The sequence below is a fragment of the Micromonospora sp. NPDC005205 genome (assembly GCF_040608275.1).
Taxonomy (GTDB): Bacteria; Actinomycetota; Actinomycetes; order Mycobacteriales; family Micromonosporaceae; genus Micromonospora.
Genome location: NZ_JBEXHV010000004.1, coordinates 22411 through 44824, shown reverse-complemented (window position 1 = coordinate 44824; position 22414 = coordinate 22411). Strand labels below are relative to the sequence as shown.

Annotated in this window: 20 protein-coding genes; 6 read left to right on the top strand and 14 right to left on the bottom strand. The window is 69.9% G+C overall.

The features are described 5' to 3' along the window. Positions 1-79: 79 nt before the first annotated feature. A complete protein-coding gene (locus ABZU43_RS09970) occupies positions 80-1984 on the bottom strand; it encodes an ABC transporter ATP-binding protein (protein ID WP_355006461.1) in 1905 nt (634 codons plus the stop codon). 126 nt (positions 1985-2110) lie between these two features. On the opposite strand from ABZU43_RS09970, the gene ABZU43_RS09965 reads away from it, so the two are divergent. Then, positions 2111-2938, top strand: a complete 828-nt coding sequence (locus tag ABZU43_RS09965) for an alpha/beta hydrolase (RefSeq protein WP_355006136.1) — start codon at positions 2111-2113, stop codon at positions 2936-2938. 104 nt (positions 2939-3042) lie between these two features. Here the strand turns inward: ABZU43_RS09965 and ABZU43_RS09960 are convergent, their stop codons facing one another. From ABZU43_RS09960 to ABZU43_RS09945, 4 genes are all read right to left on the bottom strand, one after another. Next, positions 3043-4293, bottom strand: coding sequence for a DUF222 domain-containing protein (locus ABZU43_RS09960; RefSeq protein ID WP_355006135.1), 1251 nt, complete (start codon positions 4291-4293; stop codon positions 3043-3045). A gap of 9 nt (positions 4294-4302) precedes the next feature. Continuing rightward, complete coding sequence (locus tag ABZU43_RS09955) at positions 4303-4488, bottom strand: hypothetical protein (RefSeq protein WP_355006134.1); 186 nt, start codon at positions 4486-4488, stop codon at positions 4303-4305. Positions 4489-4571: 83 nt separating this feature from the next. Beyond that, positions 4572-5063, bottom strand: a complete 492-nt coding sequence (locus tag ABZU43_RS09950) for an HAD domain-containing protein (protein ID WP_355006133.1) — start codon at positions 5061-5063, stop codon at positions 4572-4574. A 77-nt stretch (positions 5064-5140) separates the two neighbouring features. Then, positions 5141-6352 (bottom strand): chitosanase, encoded by a 1212-nt coding sequence (locus tag ABZU43_RS09945; protein WP_355006132.1) that lies wholly within the window; start codon positions 6350-6352, stop codon positions 5141-5143. Positions 6353-6623: 271 nt separating this feature from the next. On the opposite strand from ABZU43_RS09945, the gene ABZU43_RS09940 reads away from it, so the two are divergent. The 3 genes from ABZU43_RS09940 (at position 6624) to ABZU43_RS09930 (ending at position 8683) form a co-directional block, all read left to right on the top strand. Beyond that, positions 6624-7223: a sigma-70 family RNA polymerase sigma factor gene (locus ABZU43_RS09940; protein WP_355006131.1), complete on the top strand. Its 600-nt coding sequence runs from the start codon at positions 6624-6626 to the stop codon at positions 7221-7223. Then, the gene (locus tag ABZU43_RS09935) at positions 7220-7933 is read left to right on the top strand and encodes a hypothetical protein (protein WP_355006130.1); all 714 of its coding nucleotides are present in this window, start codon (positions 7220-7222) and stop codon (positions 7931-7933) included. The genes ABZU43_RS09940 and ABZU43_RS09935 overlap by 4 nt, the downstream gene beginning before the upstream one ends. 126 nt (positions 7934-8059) lie before the next feature. Beyond that, positions 8060-8683, top strand: coding sequence for a hypothetical protein (locus ABZU43_RS09930; RefSeq protein ID WP_355006129.1), 624 nt, complete (start codon positions 8060-8062; stop codon positions 8681-8683). Between the two features lie 46 nt (positions 8684-8729). On the opposite strand, the gene ABZU43_RS09925 is transcribed toward ABZU43_RS09930, so the two are convergent. Beyond that, positions 8730-10355 (bottom strand): glycoside hydrolase family 43 protein, encoded by a 1626-nt coding sequence (locus tag ABZU43_RS09925; RefSeq protein WP_355006128.1) that lies wholly within the window; start codon positions 10353-10355, stop codon positions 8730-8732. Positions 10356-10561: 206 nt separating this feature from the next. Here ABZU43_RS09925 and ABZU43_RS09920 point away from each other — a divergent pair, with 206 nt between their 5' ends. Continuing rightward, positions 10562-11578, top strand: a complete 1017-nt coding sequence (locus tag ABZU43_RS09920; protein WP_355006127.1) for a LacI family DNA-binding transcriptional regulator — start codon at positions 10562-10564, stop codon at positions 11576-11578. 162 nt (positions 11579-11740) lie between these two features. Here ABZU43_RS09920 and ABZU43_RS09915 read toward each other — a convergent pair whose 3' ends face one another. The 6 genes from ABZU43_RS09915 to ABZU43_RS09890 form a co-directional block, all read right to left on the bottom strand. Next, entirely contained in the window at positions 11741-12043 is a 303-nt protein-coding gene (locus tag ABZU43_RS09915) for a hypothetical protein (protein WP_355006126.1), read from the bottom strand. Between the two features lie 19 nt (positions 12044-12062). Then, complete coding sequence (locus ABZU43_RS09910) at positions 12063-13214, bottom strand: WXG100 family type VII secretion target (RefSeq protein WP_355006125.1); 1152 nt, start codon at positions 13212-13214, stop codon at positions 12063-12065. Positions 13215-13216: 2 nt separating this feature from the next. Further along, the gene (locus tag ABZU43_RS09905; RefSeq protein WP_355006124.1) at positions 13217-13555 is read right to left on the bottom strand and encodes a type VII secretion target; all 339 of its coding nucleotides are present in this window, start codon (positions 13553-13555) and stop codon (positions 13217-13219) included. Beyond that, positions 13521-13856, bottom strand: coding sequence for a YbaB/EbfC family nucleoid-associated protein (locus tag ABZU43_RS09900; RefSeq protein WP_355006123.1), 336 nt, complete (start codon positions 13854-13856; stop codon positions 13521-13523). The genes ABZU43_RS09905 and ABZU43_RS09900 overlap by 35 nt, the downstream gene beginning before the upstream one ends. A 163-nt stretch (positions 13857-14019) precedes the next feature. Further along, positions 14020-14724, bottom strand: a complete 705-nt coding sequence (locus ABZU43_RS09895) for an ElyC/SanA/YdcF family protein (RefSeq protein WP_355006122.1) — start codon at positions 14722-14724, stop codon at positions 14020-14022. Between the two features lie 517 nt (positions 14725-15241). Beyond that, positions 15242-16576, bottom strand: a complete 1335-nt coding sequence (locus tag ABZU43_RS09890; RefSeq protein ID WP_355006121.1) for a PHB depolymerase family esterase — start codon at positions 16574-16576, stop codon at positions 15242-15244. A 563-nt stretch (positions 16577-17139) separates the two neighbouring features. Between ABZU43_RS09890 and ABZU43_RS09885 the strand changes: the two genes are divergently transcribed. Next, positions 17140-19200 (top strand): cellulose binding domain-containing protein, encoded by a 2061-nt coding sequence (locus tag ABZU43_RS09885; RefSeq protein ID WP_355006120.1) that lies wholly within the window; start codon positions 17140-17142, stop codon positions 19198-19200. Between the two features lie 144 nt (positions 19201-19344). Here ABZU43_RS09885 and ABZU43_RS09880 read toward each other — a convergent pair whose 3' ends face one another. Together ABZU43_RS09880 and ABZU43_RS09875 are read right to left on the bottom strand one after the other, a co-directional pair. Then, the gene (locus ABZU43_RS09880; RefSeq protein ID WP_355006119.1) at positions 19345-21699 is read right to left on the bottom strand and encodes a VWD domain-containing protein; all 2355 of its coding nucleotides are present in this window, start codon (positions 21697-21699) and stop codon (positions 19345-19347) included. Further along, positions 21696-22298, bottom strand: a complete 603-nt coding sequence (locus tag ABZU43_RS09875; RefSeq protein WP_355006118.1) for a hypothetical protein — start codon at positions 22296-22298, stop codon at positions 21696-21698. Before ABZU43_RS09875 ends, ABZU43_RS09880 begins: the two co-directional genes overlap by 4 nt. Positions 22299-22414 lie beyond the last annotated feature (116 nt).

Sequence of the window (22414 nt, the reverse complement as noted above, 5' to 3'; positions counted from 1 at the left end):
CGGGTGCTGCGGTGAGCGGCGGCGCGCTGTGACGCGGTGGTCGGACTGTCCCTCCCGGGCGGATCGACCACCGCGTACGTCATGTGGCGACGCGCTGCTCCTGGACCGGCGGTCGCTCCTGTGCTGTCGATTGCTCCTGGACGGTCGGCTGCTCCTGTGCTCTCGGCTGCTCCTGGGCGAACTGGGTGCGGTACAACTCGTGGTAGCGGCCACCGGCCGCGAGCAGGTCACTGTGTCGCCCACGTTCGACGATGCGTCCCGCTTCCACTACGAGGATCTGGTCGGCGGCCCGGATGGTGGAGAGCCGGTGCGCGATGACCACGCTCGTCCGGCCGGTCAGCGCCTCGGCGAGGGCGTCCTGAACCGCCGCCTCCGAGGTGGAGTCGAGATGCGCGGTGGCTTCGTCGAGGATGACCACGCGCGGGCGAGCCAGCAGCAGGCGCGCGATGGTGAGCCGTTGCCGTTCCCCGCCGGACAGGCGGTATCCGCGCTCGCCCACGACGGTGTCCAGGCCATCGGGTAGCGAGCGGATCAGGTCGTCGAGGCGGGCCCGCCGGAGCACCTCCCACATCTCGTCCTCGGTCGCGTCCGGCTGGGCGAACGCCAGGTTGGCGCGGATGCTCTCGTGGAAGAGGTGCCCGTCCTGGGTCACCACGCCCAACGCCGCCCGGATCGACTCGGCTGACAGCTCACGGACGTCGACGTCGGCCAGCCTCACCGCGCCGTCCTCGACGTCGTACAGGCGAGGCACGAGCTGCGCGATCGTCGACTTGCCCGCCCCGGAGGAGCCGACGAGCGCCACCATCTGCCCCGCTTCGGCGCGGAACGACACCCCGTGCAGCACTTCCTCACCGCCGCGCGTATCGAGCTTCGCCACGTCCTCAAGGGACGCGAGCGACACCTTGTCCGCTGAGGGGTAACCGAACCGGACCCCGTCGAACTCGACCGCGACCGGCCCCTCCGGAAGGGGTCGGGCGTCGGATCTGTCGAGGATCAGCGGCTTGAGGTCGAGGACCTCGAACACCCGCTCGAAGCTCACCAGCGCGCTCATCACCTCGACCCGAGCACTGGCCAGCGACGTCAGCGGTGCGTAGAGCCGCGACAGGAGCAGCGCGAGAGCGACCACCGTCCCGGCGTCGAGGCTGCCCCGTAGGGCGTAGAGACCACCCAGCCCGTAGACCAGGGCCAGTGCCAGCGAGCCGACGACGGTGAGCGCGGTGATGAAGACCCACTGGAGCATCGCGGCGCGGATGCCGATGTCCCGGACCCGGCGTGCCCGAGCCGCGAACTCGGCGGACTCCTCGGCCGGCCGCCCGTACAGCTTGACCAGCGTGGCACCGGGTGCGGAGAAACGTTCCGTCATCCGGGTGCTCATGGCCGCGTTGTGCTCGGCCGCTTCACGCTGCAACTGGGCGAGCCTCGAACCCATCCGTCGGGCCGGAAGAACGAAAATGGGCAGCAAAACGAGCGCCAGCAGCGTGATCTGCCACGAGAAGGTGAGCATCACGGCCAACGTCAGCATCAACGTCACGGCGTTGCCGACCACACTCGACAGGGTGTCGCTGAAAGCCCGCTGCGCGCCGATGACGTCGTTGTTCAGGCGGCTGACCAGTGCGCCCGTGCGGGTCCGCGTGAAGAAGGCCACCGGCATGCGCTGTACGTGGTCGAACACAGCCGTGCGCAGTTGAACGATCAGCCCCTCACCAATGCTGGCGGAGAGAAATCGCGTCACCAGCCCCAGCCCGGCCTCGGCGAGGGCTATCACGGCAATCAGTACGGCCAACCGGATCACCACGCCGCTGTCGGCGCCGTCGACGATCGCGTCGACCACCCGACCGGCGAGAACGGGCGCCGCCACAGTGAGGACCGCCGTCACCACACTCAGCAGCAGGAACCTGACGATCAAGGCGCGGTGTGGCCGTGCGAACTGCGCGATCCGCTTCAAGGTGGCGCGGGACAGCGGTCGCTCGTCCTGCGCGTTCATCGCGTGGTGCAGAGACGTCCACGCGGCAAATTCCATGCTCATGCATTACCTCCGATATTGGAGGCTAGGACCTCACCCGAGCTTGAGGTCAAGTCGCCACGCGATACTGGCGATATGGACCCGGGCGTGCGCGGCGACGACGGCTGCCGTCTGTGGGCGGAACAGGCCGGCGCCGGGCCGCCTCTGGTGCTCTGTCACGGGGGTCCGGGTCTCTGGGACTATTTCGCCCCGGTAGCCCGGCTGCTCGAAGAGCATGCCCGCACCATCCGGTGGGATCAGCGCGGCTGTGGGCGCTCGGAGCGGCGTGGACCGTATGGCATCGCCCGCTTCGTGGCCGATCTCGACGCGGTACGTGACCAGTTGGCCGGTCCGCGGACAGCCCTGTTGGGCCATTCGTGGGGTGCACACCTGGCGTTGCGGTACGCCATCGAACACCCCGAACGGGTCAGCCATCTGATCTACGTGTCCGGGACCGGCATTGATGCCGATCGCGGCTGGCACCCGCACTACAAGCGCAATCTGCGGTTGCGGCTCGGGCCTCATCTGGGTCGATGGGAGGCCCTCAGCGTGCGCGACCGCACGCCCACGGAGGAACGTGAATGGGCGGTACTTCAGTGGTCGGCCGACTTCGCCGACCACGGCACGGCACTGCGCAACGCCGATCGCATGGCCACGCCGTGGCTGGGCATCAACCACGAGTGCAACCAGGCTGTCAACGCCGAGGTCAAGCAAGAGCTCAGCACATTCGACATGGCCGAGCAGTGCCGAGCGCTCGACCTGCCCGTGCTGATCATCGACGGCACCGAGGACATCCGGCCCCGCTGGGCCGTCGACTCGCTGCACCGAGCGTTGGCCAACAGCCAGCGCGTGAGCCTCTTCGGGTCCGGCCACCTCCCGTGGGTCGAGAATCCGCACGACTTTCGTCGGGCGGTGGCCGCCTTCCTGAGGCAATAGGGTCGCCAAATCTCCAGCCGGTCCTGCCGCGACCTCCCGGATCCGCGATAGCGCCGCTGCGCAGCGGGGTTGGCTCCGATGGATCGGCTCACCGATGGCTGTTCCTACGTTCGTCGGTGGTAGTGGTTGCGGCGCGGGATTTGGTCGGGGTCCAGCCAGGCGGGTGGAGTGAATTCGGGGTGTCCGTCGCGGCCGAGTTGGACGGTCCAGTCGCTGTGGTGCAGGTGTCGGTGGTGGTGGCCGCAGAGGAGGACGGCGTTTGTCAGGCTGGTGGTGCCGCCGTCGGTCCAGTGGTGGATGTGGTGGGCGTGGCACCAGCGGGGTGGGCGGTCGCAGCCGGGGAACGCGCAGCCGCGGTCGCGCAGCACGAGGGCGCGGCGCAGCGGCCCGGTGATGAGTCGGCGTTGTCGGCCCACGTCGAGGATCTGGCTGGCGCCGCCGAGGATGGTGGGCAGGATGGTGGCGTCGCAGGCGAGTCGGCGCACCGTGTCCGGTGTGAGGCTGAGGCCGATGTCGAGAGCGCCGGTGGACAGCTGTCGGGTCAGCGCGTCGTAGCTGGTGGTGATGACGATCTGGGCGGAGTCGCCACCGCTGTCGGGCAGTTCGCCGGTTCGGAGGGCGAGTCGGCAGACCTCGGTGAGGGCGTCGTGGCGGCGTTGCCCGGGGGATCGGGTGTCGTCTGGTCCGGATGGGGCGGTCAGTGGGTCGATGGCGGCGCGGAACAGGCCGGCGGTTTCGGTGTCGAGGGTGCCGGTGAGTCGCAGTCGACCGTCGGTCTGCTCGGACAACGTGAGGTGTCGGTCGCGGGTGGCGCGGCGTGCTTCGGTGTCGAGGGCGGCTTGGGCGGCGGCGTCGGCGATGTCGGGGGCGACGTGGTCGAGGATGCGGGTGCCGAGTTTGCGCAGGTGGGTGGGGTCAAATTGGCTGGCCCAGTCGGTGAGCAGGCTGACGGCCTTGTCGGCGGCCTGCATGCCGGCGGTGGCCTGGACGGTGGCGGCGGTGTCGGTGATGACCCGGGCCTGGTCGAGGCTGAGGTGCCCGTCGGCTAGCGCTTGTCGTATCCCGGGGTTACCGGTGTCCAGGGCGATGGCGAGGTCGATCAGGCGGCGGGCGGCGGGAACGGTCAGCCGCAGTCGTTCGCGGAGCCAGACCGCGGTGCAGGAGGCCCCCTGCGCGCGGGGCGTGCTGCGGCCGTCGACCTCGCGAATGAGGGTCAGGGTGACGGCGGCGAGGCGGTGCTGAAGGCGGTGCGCGGCGTCGAGTGCGGCGATCAGCTCGTGTTCCGGGAGGGCCCAGGCGGGGGCGTCGACGCACGCGGCGACCGCGTCGTCTGCCTGCGCCAACTCCTCGAGCATACCCCGACACTAGAACAGGTGTACGACATTTTCAGTCACCATGATCGATTCGCTCGACCGCTCGTCGGAGGGTTCGTCGGTGCCGAACTTCTCCCAGGTGGCGATCAGGATGGCCTGCTGCTCGGCGCGCCGAGAGCTGGTGTCGACAGCGCTGGCTGTTGCCCGGAGTGAGCGAGGGCTGGGTGTCGACGGCACCGCCCGGCCTCGGTGTGAGCGAGCGCTGGATGTCGGCGGCGCTGCCTGGTGCCCGGGGTACGAGCGAGGGCTGGGACGCTTCGCTAGGAATTTTCTGACGGGCGTCGAAGAGCCTTGGCCCAGGCAATGACGTGATCGATGGAGCTGCGGGTGAGGCCAACCGTCGGGTCGGCGGTGATCAACAGCGTGGGGCTGCTGCGTGCTGCGGCCCAGTTGTGGGCTTGCCGCGTGTGGAGGTCGTCGATCCATGCCGCAGGCCGTCGTTGGGCGTAGGCGGCGATGACCGGAATCTTGTCGCTGGGATGGAACGGTGCGGGTGGCATGGTGATCACGGGCAGGGGAGCGATGCCCAGAAGTGGAGCGAGGAGTCGGTTGGCTTCGTCGTTCCAGCTCGTGGCCCAGGCGATGTCCAGGACCGCGCTCGCCTCGGTGATCCAGCCGCCGTGGGTGGGGTTGACGCGTACGGGTTCTTCGCCGGGGAAGAGGTGGTGCTCGGTGTAGCCGGCGGGAGGTTGAGGAGTCCCGTACGGGCTGAGGACACCGTCGACGTCGAGCAGGAGCAGAGGCCGGTTCACTCGGACGATCCTGCCGTAAGCGCCGGGTGGCGGGGCCGTCGGCGAAACGAACGACGACCCCGCCACCACTCAGCGAGCTAGCCGATGCGGAACTGTTCGCCGTAGACGGCGAACGTCAGGGGCGTGTTCAGGTTGAAGTTGCCGTTGTTGAGGAACACCCGCTGGGCGGTGTCGACGCGGGAGGTGTCCGAGTGGGCTGCTTCCTTCCTCATCTCGAGGACCCGCTCGTCGAGGAAGGCGTTCAGCCAGGTCCGCTCGTCGCCGCCCTGGGCTGGCGGCTTGGCCCGGTTCAGGGCACGGCTGCGGATCTGGCGCATGCCCTCGTACCCGTGCATGACCGCCGCGTCGTAGTAGGCGAACTGGCCGAGCGCCCGGACCTGGTCGTTCTTGCCGTCGCGTACCGATGGGTTGAAGTAGACCCGGTCGCGTTCGGCCTCCTGGGCGGCCTGGAACACCGGGTCGTTGGCCGCGGTCCGCCAGTCGCGGGGGAAGTTCGGGTCGAGGCCCGAGTGCGACGGGGTGCCGTTGACGTTGCGCAGCGCTGGCAGGTAGCCGGCGAGCACGTTGCCCGGCTTGGTGCGGGTGTACGCCTCGACCAGTTCGAGCATGTCGCCGGTGCCGGAGCAGAAGCCGATGATGCCGGCGGTGTAGCCGCGCCCGTCGCCGATGTCCTCGATGTAGGAGAACTGCGCGCGCCAGTCGAGCGAGGAGTTCTCGGCGGCCGAGACGAGCTGCATGGCGACGTCCTTCTTCGCCGGGTCGTCGAGGTTGGTGCCGGTCGGGGTGGTGGGCGGGGGAGTGGTGGGAGTGCCGCCGCCCGGCAGGGTCCACCGCTGGTTCGTGGTGCCGCCGCACGTCCAGATCTGCAACCGGGCGCCGTTGGCGGTGCTCCGGTCGGTGACGTCGAGGCACTTGCCGGAGGCGGTGTTGACGAGCGCGCCGTTGCTGGCGGTCCACTTCTGCGCGCCGGTGTTGTTGCAGTCGTACAGCTGCACCTTGGCGCCGTTGGCTGTCGACGCGGCGGTGACGTCGAGGCACTTGCCGAGCGCCCGGATCGAGTTGTCGTTGTTCCCGACGGTCCACGTCTGGGCCGCGCTGCCGTTGCAGTCGTAGAGCTGGACGGCCGTGCCGTTGGCCGAGCTGGCGCCCGCGACGTCGACGCACTTGCCGCCGAGGCCGGTGATCGGGCCGGCGGTCGCGGCGCTCGCCGACGGCAGGCCGTAGCCGACGGCGGCGACGCCGATCAGCAGGGTGCCCACGACGTAGGCGGCTGTTCTCTTGTGAACCATGGGTGTTCCTCGGGGAAGGGGCGGCGTGCCGCCAGCCGGTCAGTTCGCGGTGCCCTACGGCGCCGAACTGCCGCGCCGGGCCAAGCATCAGGAAACTGTATTAACAGATACCAGTACGTCGATTCGCCGTCAATCGACGACCGCGAGGCGTGACGGCCTCTGTTCATCCCGTCGTTGGCGGGACGTACCTGCCGGTGACTATCGTCGGGCCGTAACTGATCAACGGGCCGGTCCGTCGGAACCAGCACCGTCCGACGGACAGAAGATGGTCATGGAGTCGAGTCTGCGCGCTCGGGTACGAGCCGGTGACCCCGGCGCGTTCGCCGAGCTGTTCGACGCGTACGCGCGCTCGGTGTACAACCACGCGTTCCGGCTGACCGCCGACTGGGCCACGGCGGAGGACGTCATGGCTGCGACGTACCTGCAGGCCTGGCGCTCCCGGGAGCGGGTGACCGAGGAGGGTGGGTCGCTGCGTCCCTGGTTGCTCGGCATCGCCACCAACGAGGCCCGTAACCACGCCCGCAGCAACCGTCGCTACCGCAGGGTGGCCGCCGCGCTGCTCGCCTCCGACTTCACACTGCCCGACCACGCCGACGAGGTCGCCGGCAGACTCGACGACAGCCGCCGCATCGCCGCCGCCATCGACGCGCTCGCCCGGCTGCGTCGATCCGAGCGCGAGGTGCTGACCCTGTGCCTGTGGGAGGGCCTCGACTACGAGTCCGCGGCGGAGGCGCTGGGTGTTCCGGTCGGTACGGTGCGCTCCCGGCTGTCGCGGGCCCGCGCCCGGCTCCGTACCCTCGTCGACGCGCCGCCGCGCGCCGCGCGACCGCCGGTCGTGGACACCTCGCTCGTACGGGAGGGCAGCCAGTGAGCGCGCCGGACCCGGCCGAGTGGGCGAAGATCGCCCCCCACCCCGGCGACCAGGACCTGCCGGAGGGCCGGCACGAGGTGCACCGCCGTCGCCTGCTCGCGGCGATCACGCAGGAGCCGCGTACCCGAAGAAGGGCCTTCGTGTCGTCGCGGCCCGCGCTCGCGGCGGCCGCGTTGGTCCTGGTGGTGGCGGGGATCGGCGGAGGGCTCGCGAGCCGTTCCGGCGACGCGCCCCCGGCCGCGATCCCGTCACCCGAGGCGACCCGTCCGGCCGCTCGGCCGGCACCGCCGGGCACGGCCGCCAAGAATCGTGGGTACGGCACCGTGCGCCAACTCACCGACACGGCCGACCTGGTTGTCCGCGGCGAGGTGGCGTCGGTGACAAACGGGCGGGCGGTCTACCGCGTGGCGGAGGTGCTGTACCGCGCCCCGGCCGCCCCGGTGCCCACCGAGATCATCGTGGCCGCGGAACTGGCCGGGACGGCCGGCCGGCCGAGCGTCCTCTACCTGGGCCTCGTCGACCCGGCTGCGCGCGTCTACCACCCGCTCGGCGGGGAGTTCGGGATTTTCGACCTCGCCGGGGAAACGGCCACCAGTCGGTCACCATCGATGTCGGTGACCGGTCTGCGTAGCGAGGACGCCACCGCTGCGGGTCGCGCGTTCGTCACCACGCTTGCCGAGCTTCGTCAGCTCGCGCGCGAGCGGCGCTGACCCCCGAAAAGCTGAGCCGGAAAAAAAATGGAACTCGGTGCCCGGGACGCACAGATAGAAGGCGTAAGCAGTGCCGCGTTCCGAGCGAGACGGCCCGAGACGGCACCGAGACGCGAGGAGCGTTCCATGGCAGTCGACCTTCGCCGTACCCGGCCGCTGTGGGCCACGGCCGCCGCCGTGCTGTCCGTCGCGGCCCTGGCCGCCTGCGGCAGCGGCGGTGACGCCGACCGGGCCGCCGGGCCCGCCCCGAGCAGCGCCGCCCCGAGCAGCGCCGCCCCGCCGACGGAGGTCGCGCCCCCGCCGATCAAGGGCAAGCTGCGTGGGTACGCCACAGTGCGGCAGCTCAGCGACACTGCGGACCTGGTGGTACGCGGTGAGGTCGAGGAGACCGGATTCCGGGTCGACGAGGTGCTGAGTGCGACGACCGGATCGACAGTGCGGGCCGGGGCGCGGATCACGCTCGCCCAGCTGCCCGCCGGCGTGCCGGACATGGCGCACATGTCGAAGCTCGAGGCCGGCCAGGTCGTGGTGCTCTACCTCGCCCAGGACCCGGCGGCCTCGACGTTCCGGACGCTCAGCGGCGACTTCGGCGTGTTCGACCTGAACGGGTCCGGCGCGGAGGCCGTCGCCACGACCCGCTCGCAGACCATGGCCGTCAGCGGCCTGAACGCCGAGGACCCCGCCGCCTCCGGCCGCGGTTTCCGCACCACTCTCGGCCAGCTGCGGGCCGTCGCCGCTCAGGCCAGGTAGGAGGAGTGGGCACGCGGACGGCACCCGCCGAGTGCCGTCCGCGTGGTCACTGTTCCCGGTAGGTGGCCAGGTCGAAGTCGGCGTGCACGCCGTCGCCGCCCAGGTCCTGCACCCACAGGCCCAGGAACGCCCCCGTGAAGCCCCACGCCGCCGGCTCACCGTCGATGATCAGCGCGGCGTGCTCGTCGGACAGGATGGTCGCGTCCAGCTCGACAGGTAGCCGCTGCCAACCGGCACCGATGTCGTAGTCGAAGCGCACTGCCGGCCCGTCGAAGACGGCCCGCAGGCCGACCCGGGCGACGCCGTCGACATCGACGGTCAGCTCGGGGTACGCGGTGCGCCGCCCGTTGTCGGAGCTGAGCAGCTCCAGCACCGTCCGGCCGTCGTCGGCCCGGGTCAGGTAGAGGTGGTGCCAGTTGAGCGTGTTGTAGTAGGCGGTGATCCCGGCGAGCTGACGATGGTCGGCCGGTGCGAACTCCACAACGGTCTCCAGCGAGCACTCCCTCGCGCCGACGCGCCGCCCGACCAGGCTGGGTGCCTGCCGACCGACCGGCGACTGCCCGCCGTGGACCCGCAGGTACGACGGGCGGGTGCGCAGGTCGACCCAGTCCGGGGTGGCCGGCCGACGCAGCGTGGACCAGCACCGGCCCAGCTCGGGGGCGTCGAAGTGGTCCGTCTCGGGCTCCGCCGGCCAGGGGTGCGTGGGCAGGTCGGGTGCGACGACATCGTCCGCCGGCACCCCTCCGGCGATGCGCGGCCAGCCGCCCGACGGCCACTCGACCCGCTGGATCGCTGTCTCCCGACCCAGCACGCAGTTGCCCAGCGGGGAGTACGGGCGACCAACCAGGTGGGCCAGGTACCACTCGCCGTTCTGCGTGTGGACCAGACTGCCGTGCCCCGCCTTCTGCAACCGCAGGTCGGGCCGCCCGAAGGAGGTGAGCAGTGGCCCGTCCGGGTCCACCTCGTACGGTCCGAACAGCTCCCGGGACCGCGCCACGGTGACCTGGTGCTCCCAACTGGTGCCGCCCTCGGCGGTGATCAGCCAGTACCAGCCGTCGTGGCGGTACAGGTGTGGACCCTCGGTGAGCCCGGCCGGGGAGCCGGTGAACAGGATGCGGGGGCTGCCGACCAGACGGCGTGCGGCCCGGTCGTACTGCTGTATCTCGATGCCACCGAAGCGGTCGCGGCCGGGCCGCCAGTCCGCGCTCATGCCCAGCAGCCACGTGGTGCCGTCGTCGTCGTGGAACAGCGCCGCGTCGAACCCGCGCCCGTGCAGTTTCACCGGATCGGACCAGGGGCCGCTGATGTCCTCTGCGGTGACCAGGAAGTTCTGCGGATCCCAGTAGCCGCTGGCGAAGCTGGCCACGTCGCTGTAGACGAGGTGGAACTGACCGTCGTGGTACGTCAGGTCGGGCGCCCACACGCCGTTGGAGTCGCCGCATCCGCGCAGATCGAGCAGGCGCCGGTCGGTGATGATCCCACCGAGGCTGCGCCAGTTCACCAGATCACGCGAGTGGTGCACGAGCACACCGGGATACCACTCGAAGGTCGAGGTGGCCAGGTAGTAGTCGTCGCCGACGCGCAGGATCGACGGGTCCGGGTGGAAGCCGGCGAGGATGGGATTGCGGATCGACCGGATAGCGGTCGCCACGTTAGCGATGTCGGTCGACACGAGCACTCCTCTGGACGGGCTGTCTGGAACTTCCGGAAAATCGCGGTCCTGGATCACTGGAGTCCCTGCTTACGCTAGCCGCTCTTTTCGCAATAGGACAGAGGTCTTGACCGCTGGGACAACAGCTCGTAGCGTGCCGGCCATCGATCGGCATTACCGGCGAAGCATTGAAAGTTTCGGAGATCCATAGCTCCGCAGGGGGGACCGTGGGCACGGAGAACGGCCGAAACGTCACCATCGCCATGATCGCGCGGTTGGCCGGAGTCTCGGTGCCCACCGTCTCCCGGGTCATCAACGGCCGCTCCGACGTCGCCCCCGACACCCGGGAACGCGTCGAGGAGCTACTGAACCGGCACGGCTACCGCCGCCGCTCACCGTCACGGCGTACCGACGCCGCCCTCATCGATCTGGTCTTCAACGACCTGGACAGCCCGTGGGCCGTGGAGATCATCCGTGGAGTGGAGGACGTCGGCCAGACCAGTGGCGTCGGCACCGTCGTGTCGGCCATCCACTGGCGCATCTCCTCGGCCAAGCAGTGGCTCGACAACATGCGTACGCGGTCCACCGAGGGAATCATCTTCGTGACCTCGATGGTGAACCCACCGTTGCAGGCCGAGCTGCGCCGGCTCCACCTGCCGGTCGTCATCATCGACCCGGCCGGGGTCGACCCGCAGGAGTCACCCACCATCGGCGCCACCAACTGGGCGGGCAGCCTCAGCGCCAACCAGTACCTGATCAGCCTCGGCCACCGCCGCATCGGCTTCATCGCCGGCCCGCCGCACCTGATGTGCAGCCGGGCCCGGATGGACGGCTACCGGGCCGCCCTCGGCGCCGCCGGGATCCCCATCGACGACGCCCTGATCCGCCCCGGCAACTTCTACCACGAGGCCGGCTTCACAGCGGGTACGCAACTGCTGGCCCTGCCCGACCCGCCCACCGCCATCTGCGCCTCCAGCGATCAGATGGCCCTCGGCGTCTACGAGGCGGTCCGTAAACGGGGTCTGCGGGTGCCCGACGACGTCAGCGTGGTCGGCTTCGACGATCTGCCGGAGGTGCGCTGGTGCTCGCCACCGCTGACCACCGTCCGGCAACCCCTGGCCGAGATGGGCATGCTGGCCGCGCGGACCGTGCTGCGCCTCGCCAGCGGCGAGAGGACCGAGAGCCCTCGGGTCGAACTCGCCACCGAACTCATCGTTCGCGACAGCGCCGGCCCGCCCCGCTGAGCGGCGCGGTCGGCGCGAACGCGTTCGGTGCTGACGTCAGGCGTCGCGGAGGGCGTCGTCGGCCCCCCCGTTTCCGGCGGCCGAGGTGGACCCGGGTGCCCGGAGAACCCGAAAGTCTGCCCATGCTCCTGCTGCGAACGTCGTTGTCGCGTGATGGACCCGTCAATGAAGAACGACGAGGCGCCCGGTTCGCCCATCGAAGTACTCGACAGTGCACCGACCTGAGAGTGCTGCGGCGAGTCGGCGGGCCAGCTCATGCCCTTCGGCGTAAAAATCCGCCTCCTGAGCGGCGGTGGGGAATCCAGACGATGCCGGGTCCGTATGGTCCAGGGTGTCGTCGTAGGTCTGCGCCCACCGCAACAGCGAACTCGCCAGAATGTCTGGGATGGGCAGTTCGGCCGGGTCGATGTTGTCCACCCCGTCCGGCCCGGTCAACCACGTTGGATAGCTCTCATAGTCCGCCATGACCCGCACAGTCCCAGCGTTAGCGTCCAACTGGGTTCGCCCCCACGATGAATCCGTTGTCTCCGACGGAGACAGCGAGCTTATACGTCCTGCCCTCGAAGAGCACCTCATAGATGGGACGTGTTCGTTGCGCCCCCACCACCTCGCCTCTCGTGACGGCGGCGAACACCAGCTCCGGGATCTTTTCCTCCGGTACGCCGACCCTCGCGAAGTCATCGGCGTGGCGGCTCGTGATATGGGCGAGACCGGCACGCTCATTGCCGGTCTCCAAGAAAACGATCTTCCCGTCACGATTACGGCCGATAGCGACTATCTGCTCCGGGTTGTGTTTGACGCCCGCTCTGCGGAGTTCGTCGAGTAGCGCCTCTCTCTCGCTCGGCCGGGGCCTCGGGGGCGGAGTTCCGCTGTCGCCGCCACGGAGCTTCTTCAATGCCTGCTTGAGCTTCTCGATGAGTTCGCCGAGCCGGCGGATCAACGGGATCAGCTGTCGCAGGCTGGCCAACAGTCCGCGCAGCATCCGGGCAATCCGCGCGCCCCACGACGCCACCAGCGTCGTCACCTGCTCCACCACCAGCGGAGCGGCGAGCCCACCGCTGAAGACGAGTTCGCCGGCGTACACGATGAGGCGAGAGACGCAGGTGGCGATGGCGTCGCGAACCAGGAGCCGGACGGCGGCGACGAGGCCAGCTGCGCCTTCGGTAATCGCAGCCAGGGTTTCGGCGCCTTGAGCGAGCCCGATGATGGCCTGCTGCTGCTCCCCGGCCCAGGTCCGGTAGGCGAGCCCGGCGCTGCCGCCCCAGGCGGCGACGTCGTTGCGGACGGCGACGGCGAGAGCTGCGACCTCATTGCGGAGTGAGGCCGCGACGTTGCGCCAGGTCTGGGCGTGGGCAGTGATCTCGGCGGGGTTGCCGGCGAGCCAGTCCAGAGCCTCACTGAGCGGCTTGACGTGCTCGATGAGCCAGGCGATGCCGTACTGGAGTAGGACACCGACCGGATCGGAGACGAGGGCGAGGGCGTCGAGGCCGGCGCTGACCACGCCAAGGCTGCCGTCGATCCAACTGCCGTTACTGATCTCTTGAGCGATGAGCTCGATGTCCTCGCAGATCCAGATGCCGGCCCACGCGCTCGGCGACGTGTCGGACGCGGTGGCGATGAGCGGGTTGACCGTCATCATCAGCTCCGTGTTTCACGCAGAAGCTGTTCAGCGCTGGCGTCCGAGGCGCGGTACCGGTCCGCGCTGTCGCGCAGCTTCTCGGCGGTGTCGTGCACGGATGCGACGGCGCCCGCGATGCCATCGACCGCGGTGCGTTGCAGCCCACCGAGAAGGAGGGGCATGATCGCGCAGAGCTGCCCGTATGCGTCGACGCTCAACTGGACGTGTTGACCAGCCTGGCGCGCGGTGTCCAGGCCGTCAGCGTTGCGCTCGATGTGAGCGGCGTGGGAGGTCAGGTCGTCTGGGTCGACCTGGTAGCCATCGTCATTGGCCATCTGATGGGCCTTGGTCCGGGCCAAGGCGGCGCTGGTAGGAGTCGATGATGGCCTGGCCGGTAGGGTCGCCGTCACCAAGGGTCTCGGCGGTCACCTCCGTGATCCTCTTCAGCAGATCGGCTTGGGCGGCTCGGGTGGTCGCTATGATCTGGCCGGCCGTCTGGGCCGAGGGGTACTGCCGGACGCGTTCATCGAGCCGCAGGTCAATCAGCAAACCGCTTGCATCGACGGTTACCTCGACCGAGCGATCGGGACTGGTGGCGGTGCCGCTGAGTGCCTGCGCCTGCGTGGACAGATTCTTTGCGCGGGCGGCCCGATCTGCCATCGATGTTTCCCACTCGCCAAGGCGTTGCCCTACGGCGTCCAACGCGGCTTCGTCTGCCCACATGCCAACCCCCGATGACATCGGCGGTTATCACCGCCTGGTCATCGCTACGTTACCAATCGCTGGCGCTGCGTGCCGTCCCCGTATCAGGAGCCACGCCCGTTTAGTCGATGCGCAACGCGTCGTCGACGCCCGTCTCCCGGCGGCCGAGGTGCGCCGGATCCCGACCGGAGAGCAACTCCAGCGCTGCCTTCAGACAGGCGCCGTTCTCCCGGTACGAACTGAACCACCACGTCTGGGCGTACCGCTTCGCGCTGTCGTCGCCCACGCCGTTGGCGTCGATGCCGAGGCGGCGGCACAGTGCCACGGCGCGCGGGAGGTGGAAGGTCTGTGTCACCACAGTGGCTCGCCGCACCCCGAAGATCCGCTCAGCGCGCGCACACGAGTCGTACGTGTCGAAGCCGGCGTAGTCCGGCACCACCTTGTGCGCTGGTACGCCCCGCTCCACCAGCCATTTCCGCATAGCGGCGGGCTCGTTGTAGTCGGCGTTCATGTTGTCGCCGGACACGAGGATCGCCCGCACCTTGCCGGCGTCGAACAGCCGCCGCGCGATCTCCAACCGGGCGGCGAGGACGGGTGAGGGCGTGCCGTCGGCGTCCACCTTGGTGCCCAGGACCAGGGCGACCGGGGCGTCCGGCACCTCGGACTCGCCGTAGAGGTGGCCCTCCGCGGTGTCGCGGATCCACGTCACGCTGGCCACCGTGCCGCCGGTCAGCACCACGATCCCCACCACGAGCGCGAGGACCGTACGACGGACCAACGGGTGCTCCCCGTACCAGCGTCTGGCCGCGCCGAATCGTCCCCGCATGCCGCAAGGCTATTCCGTCCGCGCTCACGACTGTCGTCGGCGGCGACCCGATGCCGTAGCCGAGTCATCGATTGTCTATGGACAATTGCTCACTGTTAACGCTAACGTGACGGACAGTCGTCAACGCTTGACCGATCTCAGGCCGCCGTGACGGAGCTGTCGCCATTGGCCCGAGGCGTGACGGATGACGATCGTGGCGTGGGGCGGGTGGCACGTGGCCGGCGCGAGACGGCCTGAGACCACCACCGGGCGACCCGCGCGCCACGCGGCCGAGGCGTGGACGGCCACCGGGATTCCAGGGCACCGCAGCAGCCGGGACAGTCGTGCGACGACCGGCCCGCCCACCTGCCCAGCGCACTTCGCTGAGCAGTGGCCCGCAGCTGGGCCGCCCTGATGGCGACCGTCGATCCCGGCCCTGGCCGCCGGTTTGCGTCCCGCTGTTCGGAGTCCGGGCCCGAGCAGCGGGACGCACACCCGCACGAACAACCGACGGTGTACGCCGCCGTCGGTCAGCGCGTCAGCTTCGGGACCACCGCTGGCTGTTCGAGCCGTTGCAGCTCGACAGGACCGCAGGGGTGCCGTTGGCGGTTCCGGCGGCGTTGGGCGTCAGGCACAGGCCGGACTGCGCGCCGGTCACCGTGCCATCGGTGTTGACGTTCCACTGCTGGTTGGTGCCGCCGTTGCAGTCCCAGATGATCACCCGCGTGCCGGGCGAGGTTCCGGCGCCCTCGGCGTCCAGGCACTTCGTGCCGTACACCTGGAGTTGTTTCGCGGCGGTCGACGTCCACTGCTGGTTGGTGCCGCCGTTGCAGTCCCACAACGTCAGTTGGGTGCCGTTGTTCTGCGACCGCGACGGGACGTCGAGGCAGCGGTTGGCGGCCGCGTTGCGCAGCGGCGCCGACGTGCCGCCGGGTGGCGGCGTGGTGGGGCTCGTGGTGTCGAAGCCGAGGAACCGGATGGCCTGCGCGGCGTCGAACGGGATGGAGTGGCCGTACCCCTGGAAGCTGATCGCCTCGACGGGTGCCGTGCCGCCGGTGCCTCCGTACCGCGTACGGGTGGCGCTGGCCTGCGGGGAGTCGGTGAAGCTGGGGGTCTGCGACACGCCCTGCACGTTGGTCCACTGCTTGATCTGCTCGCCGAAGTTGACGTAGCTCAGCGTGGTGTCCGTGGTGCCGTGCCAGATCTGGAACCGGGGACGCTTGCCGGAGTAACCGGGGTAGGCGTTGCGGACCAGGTCACCCCACTGCTGCCCGGTCCTGACGATCCGGCCGCCGGAGCACTCGCTGTTCCACTCCGCGCCGTTGGTGGTGGCGAAGCACCCGAACGGGACCCCGGAGGAGCTGAACCCGGCGTGGAACAGATCCGGGTAGAGGCCGACCATGACGTTGGTCATCATGGCGCCGGAGGAGAACCCACCCACGCCGATCCGGTTGGCGTCGACCGGGTAGCGGCTCCGGACGTGGTCGACCATGGACTTGAGGCCCACCGGGTCGCTGCCGCCGTCGCGCCGCAGGGCCTGCGGTGACGATACGTCCCAACACTTGCTGCTCCGGGTCACCGACGGGTAGATCACGATGAAGCCGTAGCGGTCGGCGAGGGTGCTCAGGCCGAAGCCGCTGTGCACCGCCGGACCGCTGCCGGTGCAGTAGTGCAGGGCGAGGAGCAGGGCCGGCTGGGCCGCGACCCGGTCCGGCACGTACAGGTGCATCTGGAGGTTCGTCGGGTTGGTGCCGAAGTTGGTCACCTGGGTGAGCGTCGCGGCCGACGCCGGGGTGGCGACCGTGACCACTGCCGTCATCGTCGCCAGGGCCGTCGCCAGCGTGGCGGCCAGCAGTGCGATCCTTGATCTCATCGGTGGTTCCTCTTGTCGTGAGTCGGGGACCCGGCGGCAGCGCGACGGTCCGGCGCAGGCGGATCGACGACGGCGCCAGGGTGGCCCCGGGGCGCGCGACGTCCGCCGCGCGTCACCGGCGGCTGCTGACGGATCCTGATGCGACGTCCACCTGCCCCGGGGACGTCCTGACCACTGAGGTCGAACCAGCGAGGGGCCTCCCGGTGAGCCGCGGACGCTGACCGCCTCGCATCGACTGTGAGCGATAACATGCCGTTCGTCAAGCTGTAACGTTCGACGACTGTCGATCTCATGTCGGGGCGTTCACGGGGCGCGGGGAGCGCGGCGAAGACGACGTCTGACGCGTCTTGAGATTGTCCAACCGACAGTGCCATTGTGGTACGTCGATGAAGAGCCGCGCGCGGGGCTGACGTCCGTCCACTGGGCAGCCGGGATCAGATGTGATCTCGGGGGGCGGTGACACGAGCAATGGACCAACCCGAGTCTGCCGTCCACGAGATCGCCCGTCACCGGTGCGCACCCTGACCGGTCGGGCGGCTCATCTGCGCGAAGGAACCCCGCCCATGCGTAAACCGAAGACCCGAGCAGCACTCCTGGCGGGCCTGCTGCTCGCCGCGAGCGCGCTCGCGGGCGTCAACCCGCCAACCGCCAGCGCGGCGGCCGACCCGGTCACCGTGACCGTCAACACCCGCGCCGGGCTGGCGAGCGTGCCGGACACCGCTCTCGGCGTCAACCACGCCATCTGGGACTCGAACCTCGGCACCGCCGAGACATCGGACCTGCTCAGAGATGCCGGTGTGCAGATGATGCGCTACCCCGGCGGCTCGTACGCCGACATCTACCACTGGAAGGACCACACCGCGCCCGGCGGTTACGTCGCGCCGGGGACCGACTTCGACACCTTCATGGCGGCGGTCCGGCGCGTCGGCGCGCAGCCGATGATCATCGCGAACTACGGCACCGGCTCGCCCGCCGAGGCAGCCGACTGGGTGCGGTACGCCAACGTCACCAAGGGCTACGACGCGCGTTACTGGACCGTCGGCAACGAGAACTACGGCAACGGCCACTACGGATCCGCGTGGGAGGCCGACGACCACCCCGACAAGAGCGCCACACAGTACGCGAGGCTGGTCGTCGAGTACGCCGACGCGATGAAGGCGGTCGACCCGAGCATCAAGGTCGGAGCGGTGCTGACCATGCCGGGCAACTGGCCGGACGGGATCACCGCCGGCAGCGACCCGGGCCCGTGGAACCAGACAGTGCTCTCCATCGCCGGCCCGAAGATCGACTTCGTGGACGTGCACTGGTACCCGGGCGGCACCGCCGCCGAGTCGCTGGCCCGCGTCAACCACCTCCCCGACGCCACCTACCTGCTGCGGCAGCAGCTCGCCAGGTACGCCGGCCCGAACGCCGACCGCATCGGCATCAGCTTCACCGAGCTGAACGTCGACGCCGGCCGGAACACCCAACCGGCCGCGCTGTTCCTCGCCGACGTCTACAGCGGTCTGCTGGAGAACGGCGTCTTCACCGCCCAATGGTGGAACGTGCACAACGGCATGGGCACCGTGACGCAGGTGGCCGGTCAGACTGACTACGGCGACTTCGGGATGCTCTCCAGCGGAGCCTGCACGGAGGACGGCTCGGTCTGCCAACCGCCGCTGAACACACCGTTCGCGCCGTACCACGGGCTGAGCATGATGAAGCTCTTCGCGAAGACCGGCGACCAGTTCGTTCGCGCTGGCACCGACGAGCCTCTGGTCACCGCCCACGCCGTCCGCCGGAGCAACGGTGACCTCGCCGTGCTTCTGGTGAACAAGGACCCGGACAACGACCACCCGGTCACCATCGACTACTCCGGGTTCACCCCGTCGACCGTCGCGCCGACGGTGTCCACCCTCACCAACGGGGCCACCGGCATCGTCACCAGCCAGTCCGGCTCGGCGACCAGCCGGACACTGCCCGCGTACTCGTTGACCACGCTCGTGCTGCGTGCGGCCGGCGCGACCGGCGGACGGCCGACGGCACCGGGCCAGCCGACCGCGAGCGGCGTCACCGACCGCGCCGCGACGATCACCTGGCCGGCGTCCGCCCCGGGCGCCAGCCCGATCGCCAAGTACGAGGTGCACCGGCAGTACGGCGCGGTCAGCGAGCAGGTCGGCGAGACGACGAGCACCTCGTTCACCGTCGACAACCTCGTGCCGGGCAGCAGGTACACGGTCAACGTGCTGGCCCGCGACACCGCCGGACGGGTCTCCTGGGCCTCACCGCCGCTCACCTTCGCCACCGGCAGCCCTGCCGCCAGTACGTGCACCGTCCGCTTCAGCGCCAACAACGACTGGGGCAACGGTTACATCGGTGGCGTCGAGATCATCAACAACGGGTCCAGCCCGATCAACGGCTGGACGCTCACCTGGACCTGGCCCACCGGTTGGCAACAGGTGAGCAGCGGTTGGAGCGCCACCTGGGAACAGGTCGGCACCGCGGTGCGGGTCACGCCCACCACCGACAACCGGCAGATCGCCGCCGGTGGCACGGTGAGTGCCGGCTTCGTCGGCGCGTACGGCGGGCCGAACGTGCTGCCCACGGCGTTCACCCTCAACGGCACCGTCTGCGCCACCGGCTGACCGATTGGCCAGGGCGTCCTTGGTCACGGTGGCTCGGCCGGCCCCTGACACTCCCCGGAGTGTGTGATGCCTGTGAGTCATCTCGATGACTCACAGGCATCACGCTCGTTTGGAAAGGGCGCCCCCCACAGCAGGCCGCCGCAGTCAGCGACCCTGACGCAGGATGATTGTGCCCGAGCCGGTGTCGTCCGCCCACGGGTCCAGCACGAGGGTGTACGTGCCGCTCTGGGGCAGCGGACCCGTCTCGAAGTGCCCCGTCCCGCCGATGACGCAGCCGCTTCCGACAGTGTCGCCGGCGGGGCCGTTCAGGAGCAGAATTCCGCACCGGTCGGGCAGGCTGGCGGCGGTTACCTCGACGGTGACGCGACGACCGGCGTCGGCGGGGAACCTCAGCCGGCTCACCGCACCCGGTCTGCTGACCGTCAGGGTGGCGGCTCGGCCGTCCGCGACGCTGTCGGCCTCCTCGTCGTGAGCGTCGCGTAGCCGTACGTCCGCCGAGCCGGTGTCGGTGGAGGTCCCGTCGATCTCCAGCACGTACCGGCCGGTGGCCGGCAGGACGAACCCGTCGACATGTCCCTGGCCGCCGATCACGCAGCCGCTGGTCACCTGTTCACCGGCCGGGTCGCGCAAGCGCAGCAGGTTGCACCGGTCCGGCACTGTGGCCTCGGTGACCTGGAGGAAGATCTTCTGACCGGCGCGGCCGTCGAAGGACAGACGGCTGACCGCGCCCGGTTGGGCGAGCGTCGCCCGGACCGCGGGCCCGTCCAGCGTGAGCGTCTTCTCCTCGTCGGTCACCGCAACGACCCGTACGGTTGCCCGACCGAGGTCGGCATCCCACGGATCGAGCACCACCTGATGGTCGCCGGTGGCCGTCAACGTGGTCGTGTCGATGAAGCCGACGCCGGAGATGACACAGCCGGTCGCCAGTTGGCGGCCCTGCGGGTCGAGCAGCAGCAACACGCCGCAGCGATCCGGCACGGTGGCGGCGGGCACCTCCACGAAGATCTTCTGACCGGCCCGTCCCGGCACCTTCGTCGCGGCCGTGGCGCCGGCCCGGGTCACCTCCAGCTCGACATCACCGGCGGCGGGCACGTCGCGCTGCGCGCGGGCGGCGTCCTCGGCGAACGCCACCTGCCCGGTGAGGCCGACGTCGAGCACACAGTCGGCGAAAATCTGCGGGTCGGTGACACCGGCCCGCCGGCAGACGAGTTCGGCGGTGGCCCGGTCGGGCAGGTCCCCGACGGTGAGCAGTCTGTCAGGGAACCGCCGGTCGGTGAACGTGGCGGTGTTCTGCCCCGGCTCGTAATCGAACAGCGACCGTTGCGCCTCGACGCGCCAACTGTCGGCGAAGCCCGGGTACAGCGCCTCGAAGGTGGGCGGCTGCGCCACCCGCTTGCCGTTGCGGACCGTCAGGTCGTCGCCGGGGTCACCGTCATGGTCGCCGAGCAGACCCTGCAGCGTCCCGGCCCAGGCAATGGGCGCGCTGACGCTCACGCTCAGCCCCCACACCCCGATCGGCTGCGCGGTCAGTCGCGCGCCGCCCGGCCACTGCACTGTCACAGTGCCGTCTCCCCAGGTGGTGACGGTGCCACCGTGCGGCAGCTTCACCCCGTCCGGAGCGGCCACCGGCGCGGCGCCGTTCACCCGGACCGCGGGACCGTCGGGTGTGGCGTACACGCCGACCCGGTCACCGGCCACCCGCGCGGCGACTGCCGAGTTGACGGCCACCACCGAACTGGCCGGGAACATCGTCTGTCGTACCTGGACCTCGAAGTCGTCGGTCGTCGAGCGGGTCAGGACGAACTCACCGGCGGCCTGGAAGTCGTAGCGCAGACCGTCGTAGGTGAGCAGGTGCGGGTCGCCGTTGCTGTTCGCGCACCGGTAACCCTTGCCGATCACCGAGATCGAACAACCACCGCCACCGGGTGGTCGGGGCCTGGGCTGGTCGCAGTCCTTGCCGTTGGACGGGAGCTTCACACCGCTGTACGTCGTGCGCAGTGGCACACCGACCGCCTTGCGGTACGCGTTCTCCGCCAGCACCGCGTGCACCTCGGCCGGGTCCGCGGTGCTGGCCTGTTGACCGCCCTGCGTGCAGAACTGGCCCCGGCGGGTGTCGTTCACCGCGTCGAGGGCATGGTTCATCTCGTGGATCAGGGTGGCGCACTGATCCTCGGTGAAACCATTTCCCTCCTCCGACAGCGCCCGCCCGTCGTTCTCCGGCACCCAGTTGATCTGCACGTCACTGCCCGGGACGTACGTCGTGGTGCTGCTCTCCTTACCGATGACGGGTCTCCGGACCTTGATTCTCTTGCCGGAGCGTTCCAGCTTGTCGAGGACGGCGCCGTTGCCGGAGCCGCGGATCTGTCCGACGCAGCCCGCGTACTCGACTTGCAGGTCGTCGTTGACGCTGACCACGGCGGACGCCGCCTGTGGGGCGAGCAGCACCAGGACGCCCGCCAGCACGACGCCCGTCCGCACTCGGCTTCTCAACCCGGTCACCCGCCCCTCACCTCGAACGCGACAGTGCCCTGCTCGGCCGTCGCGGCGCAGGCGTCCGCCGGCACACCGCGCAGCGGCGCTCGCAGGTAGCCCAGGACCAGCCGGTACGCCCCCGTTTGGTCGACCGGCCACCACGTGACGGTGGCCCCGCCCCGCCCGTCCGGCGCGGAGGTGGTCAACGCCGCGCCGACCGGGCTCTGCGGGTCGCTGCCCAGCGTCAGCTCCACCGACCCACGCGGGGGCACCCGTACCAGGTTCTCGATCAGGTACGCGGTGAAGTCCCGGTAGTAGGCCGCGCCGCCGATCGCGGGCGCCACCGCCGTGCCGTCGCGGGTCAACGACATGACCGTCACCGCCCCGTCCGGCACCCGACTGAGCTGGCACTCGGCATCGCGGTTGTTGACCAGCCTCAGCCGCAGGCTGATCTGCTCACCCACCCGGTACGACGGCTGCGACGCGTTGACCGTCAGGCCGACAGTCGCCGTGCCGCTGGTCGGTGTCGGTGACGGACGCGACCGTCTGCACCCGGCCGTGGTGGCCAACAGCAGTAGGGCGAGACCGCCGGCGAGCACCACCGTCCCTGCGCGGGGTACGCCCATGGGCCGCGAGCCTCCTCCGGGTGCCGACGGTCGGCACAGATCCCGGCCAGCCTGCGCCTAAGGGTGCCGCGAGCGCTGTCGTGATCCGGCCCGGTGGATGTCCGCTAACCGACCGG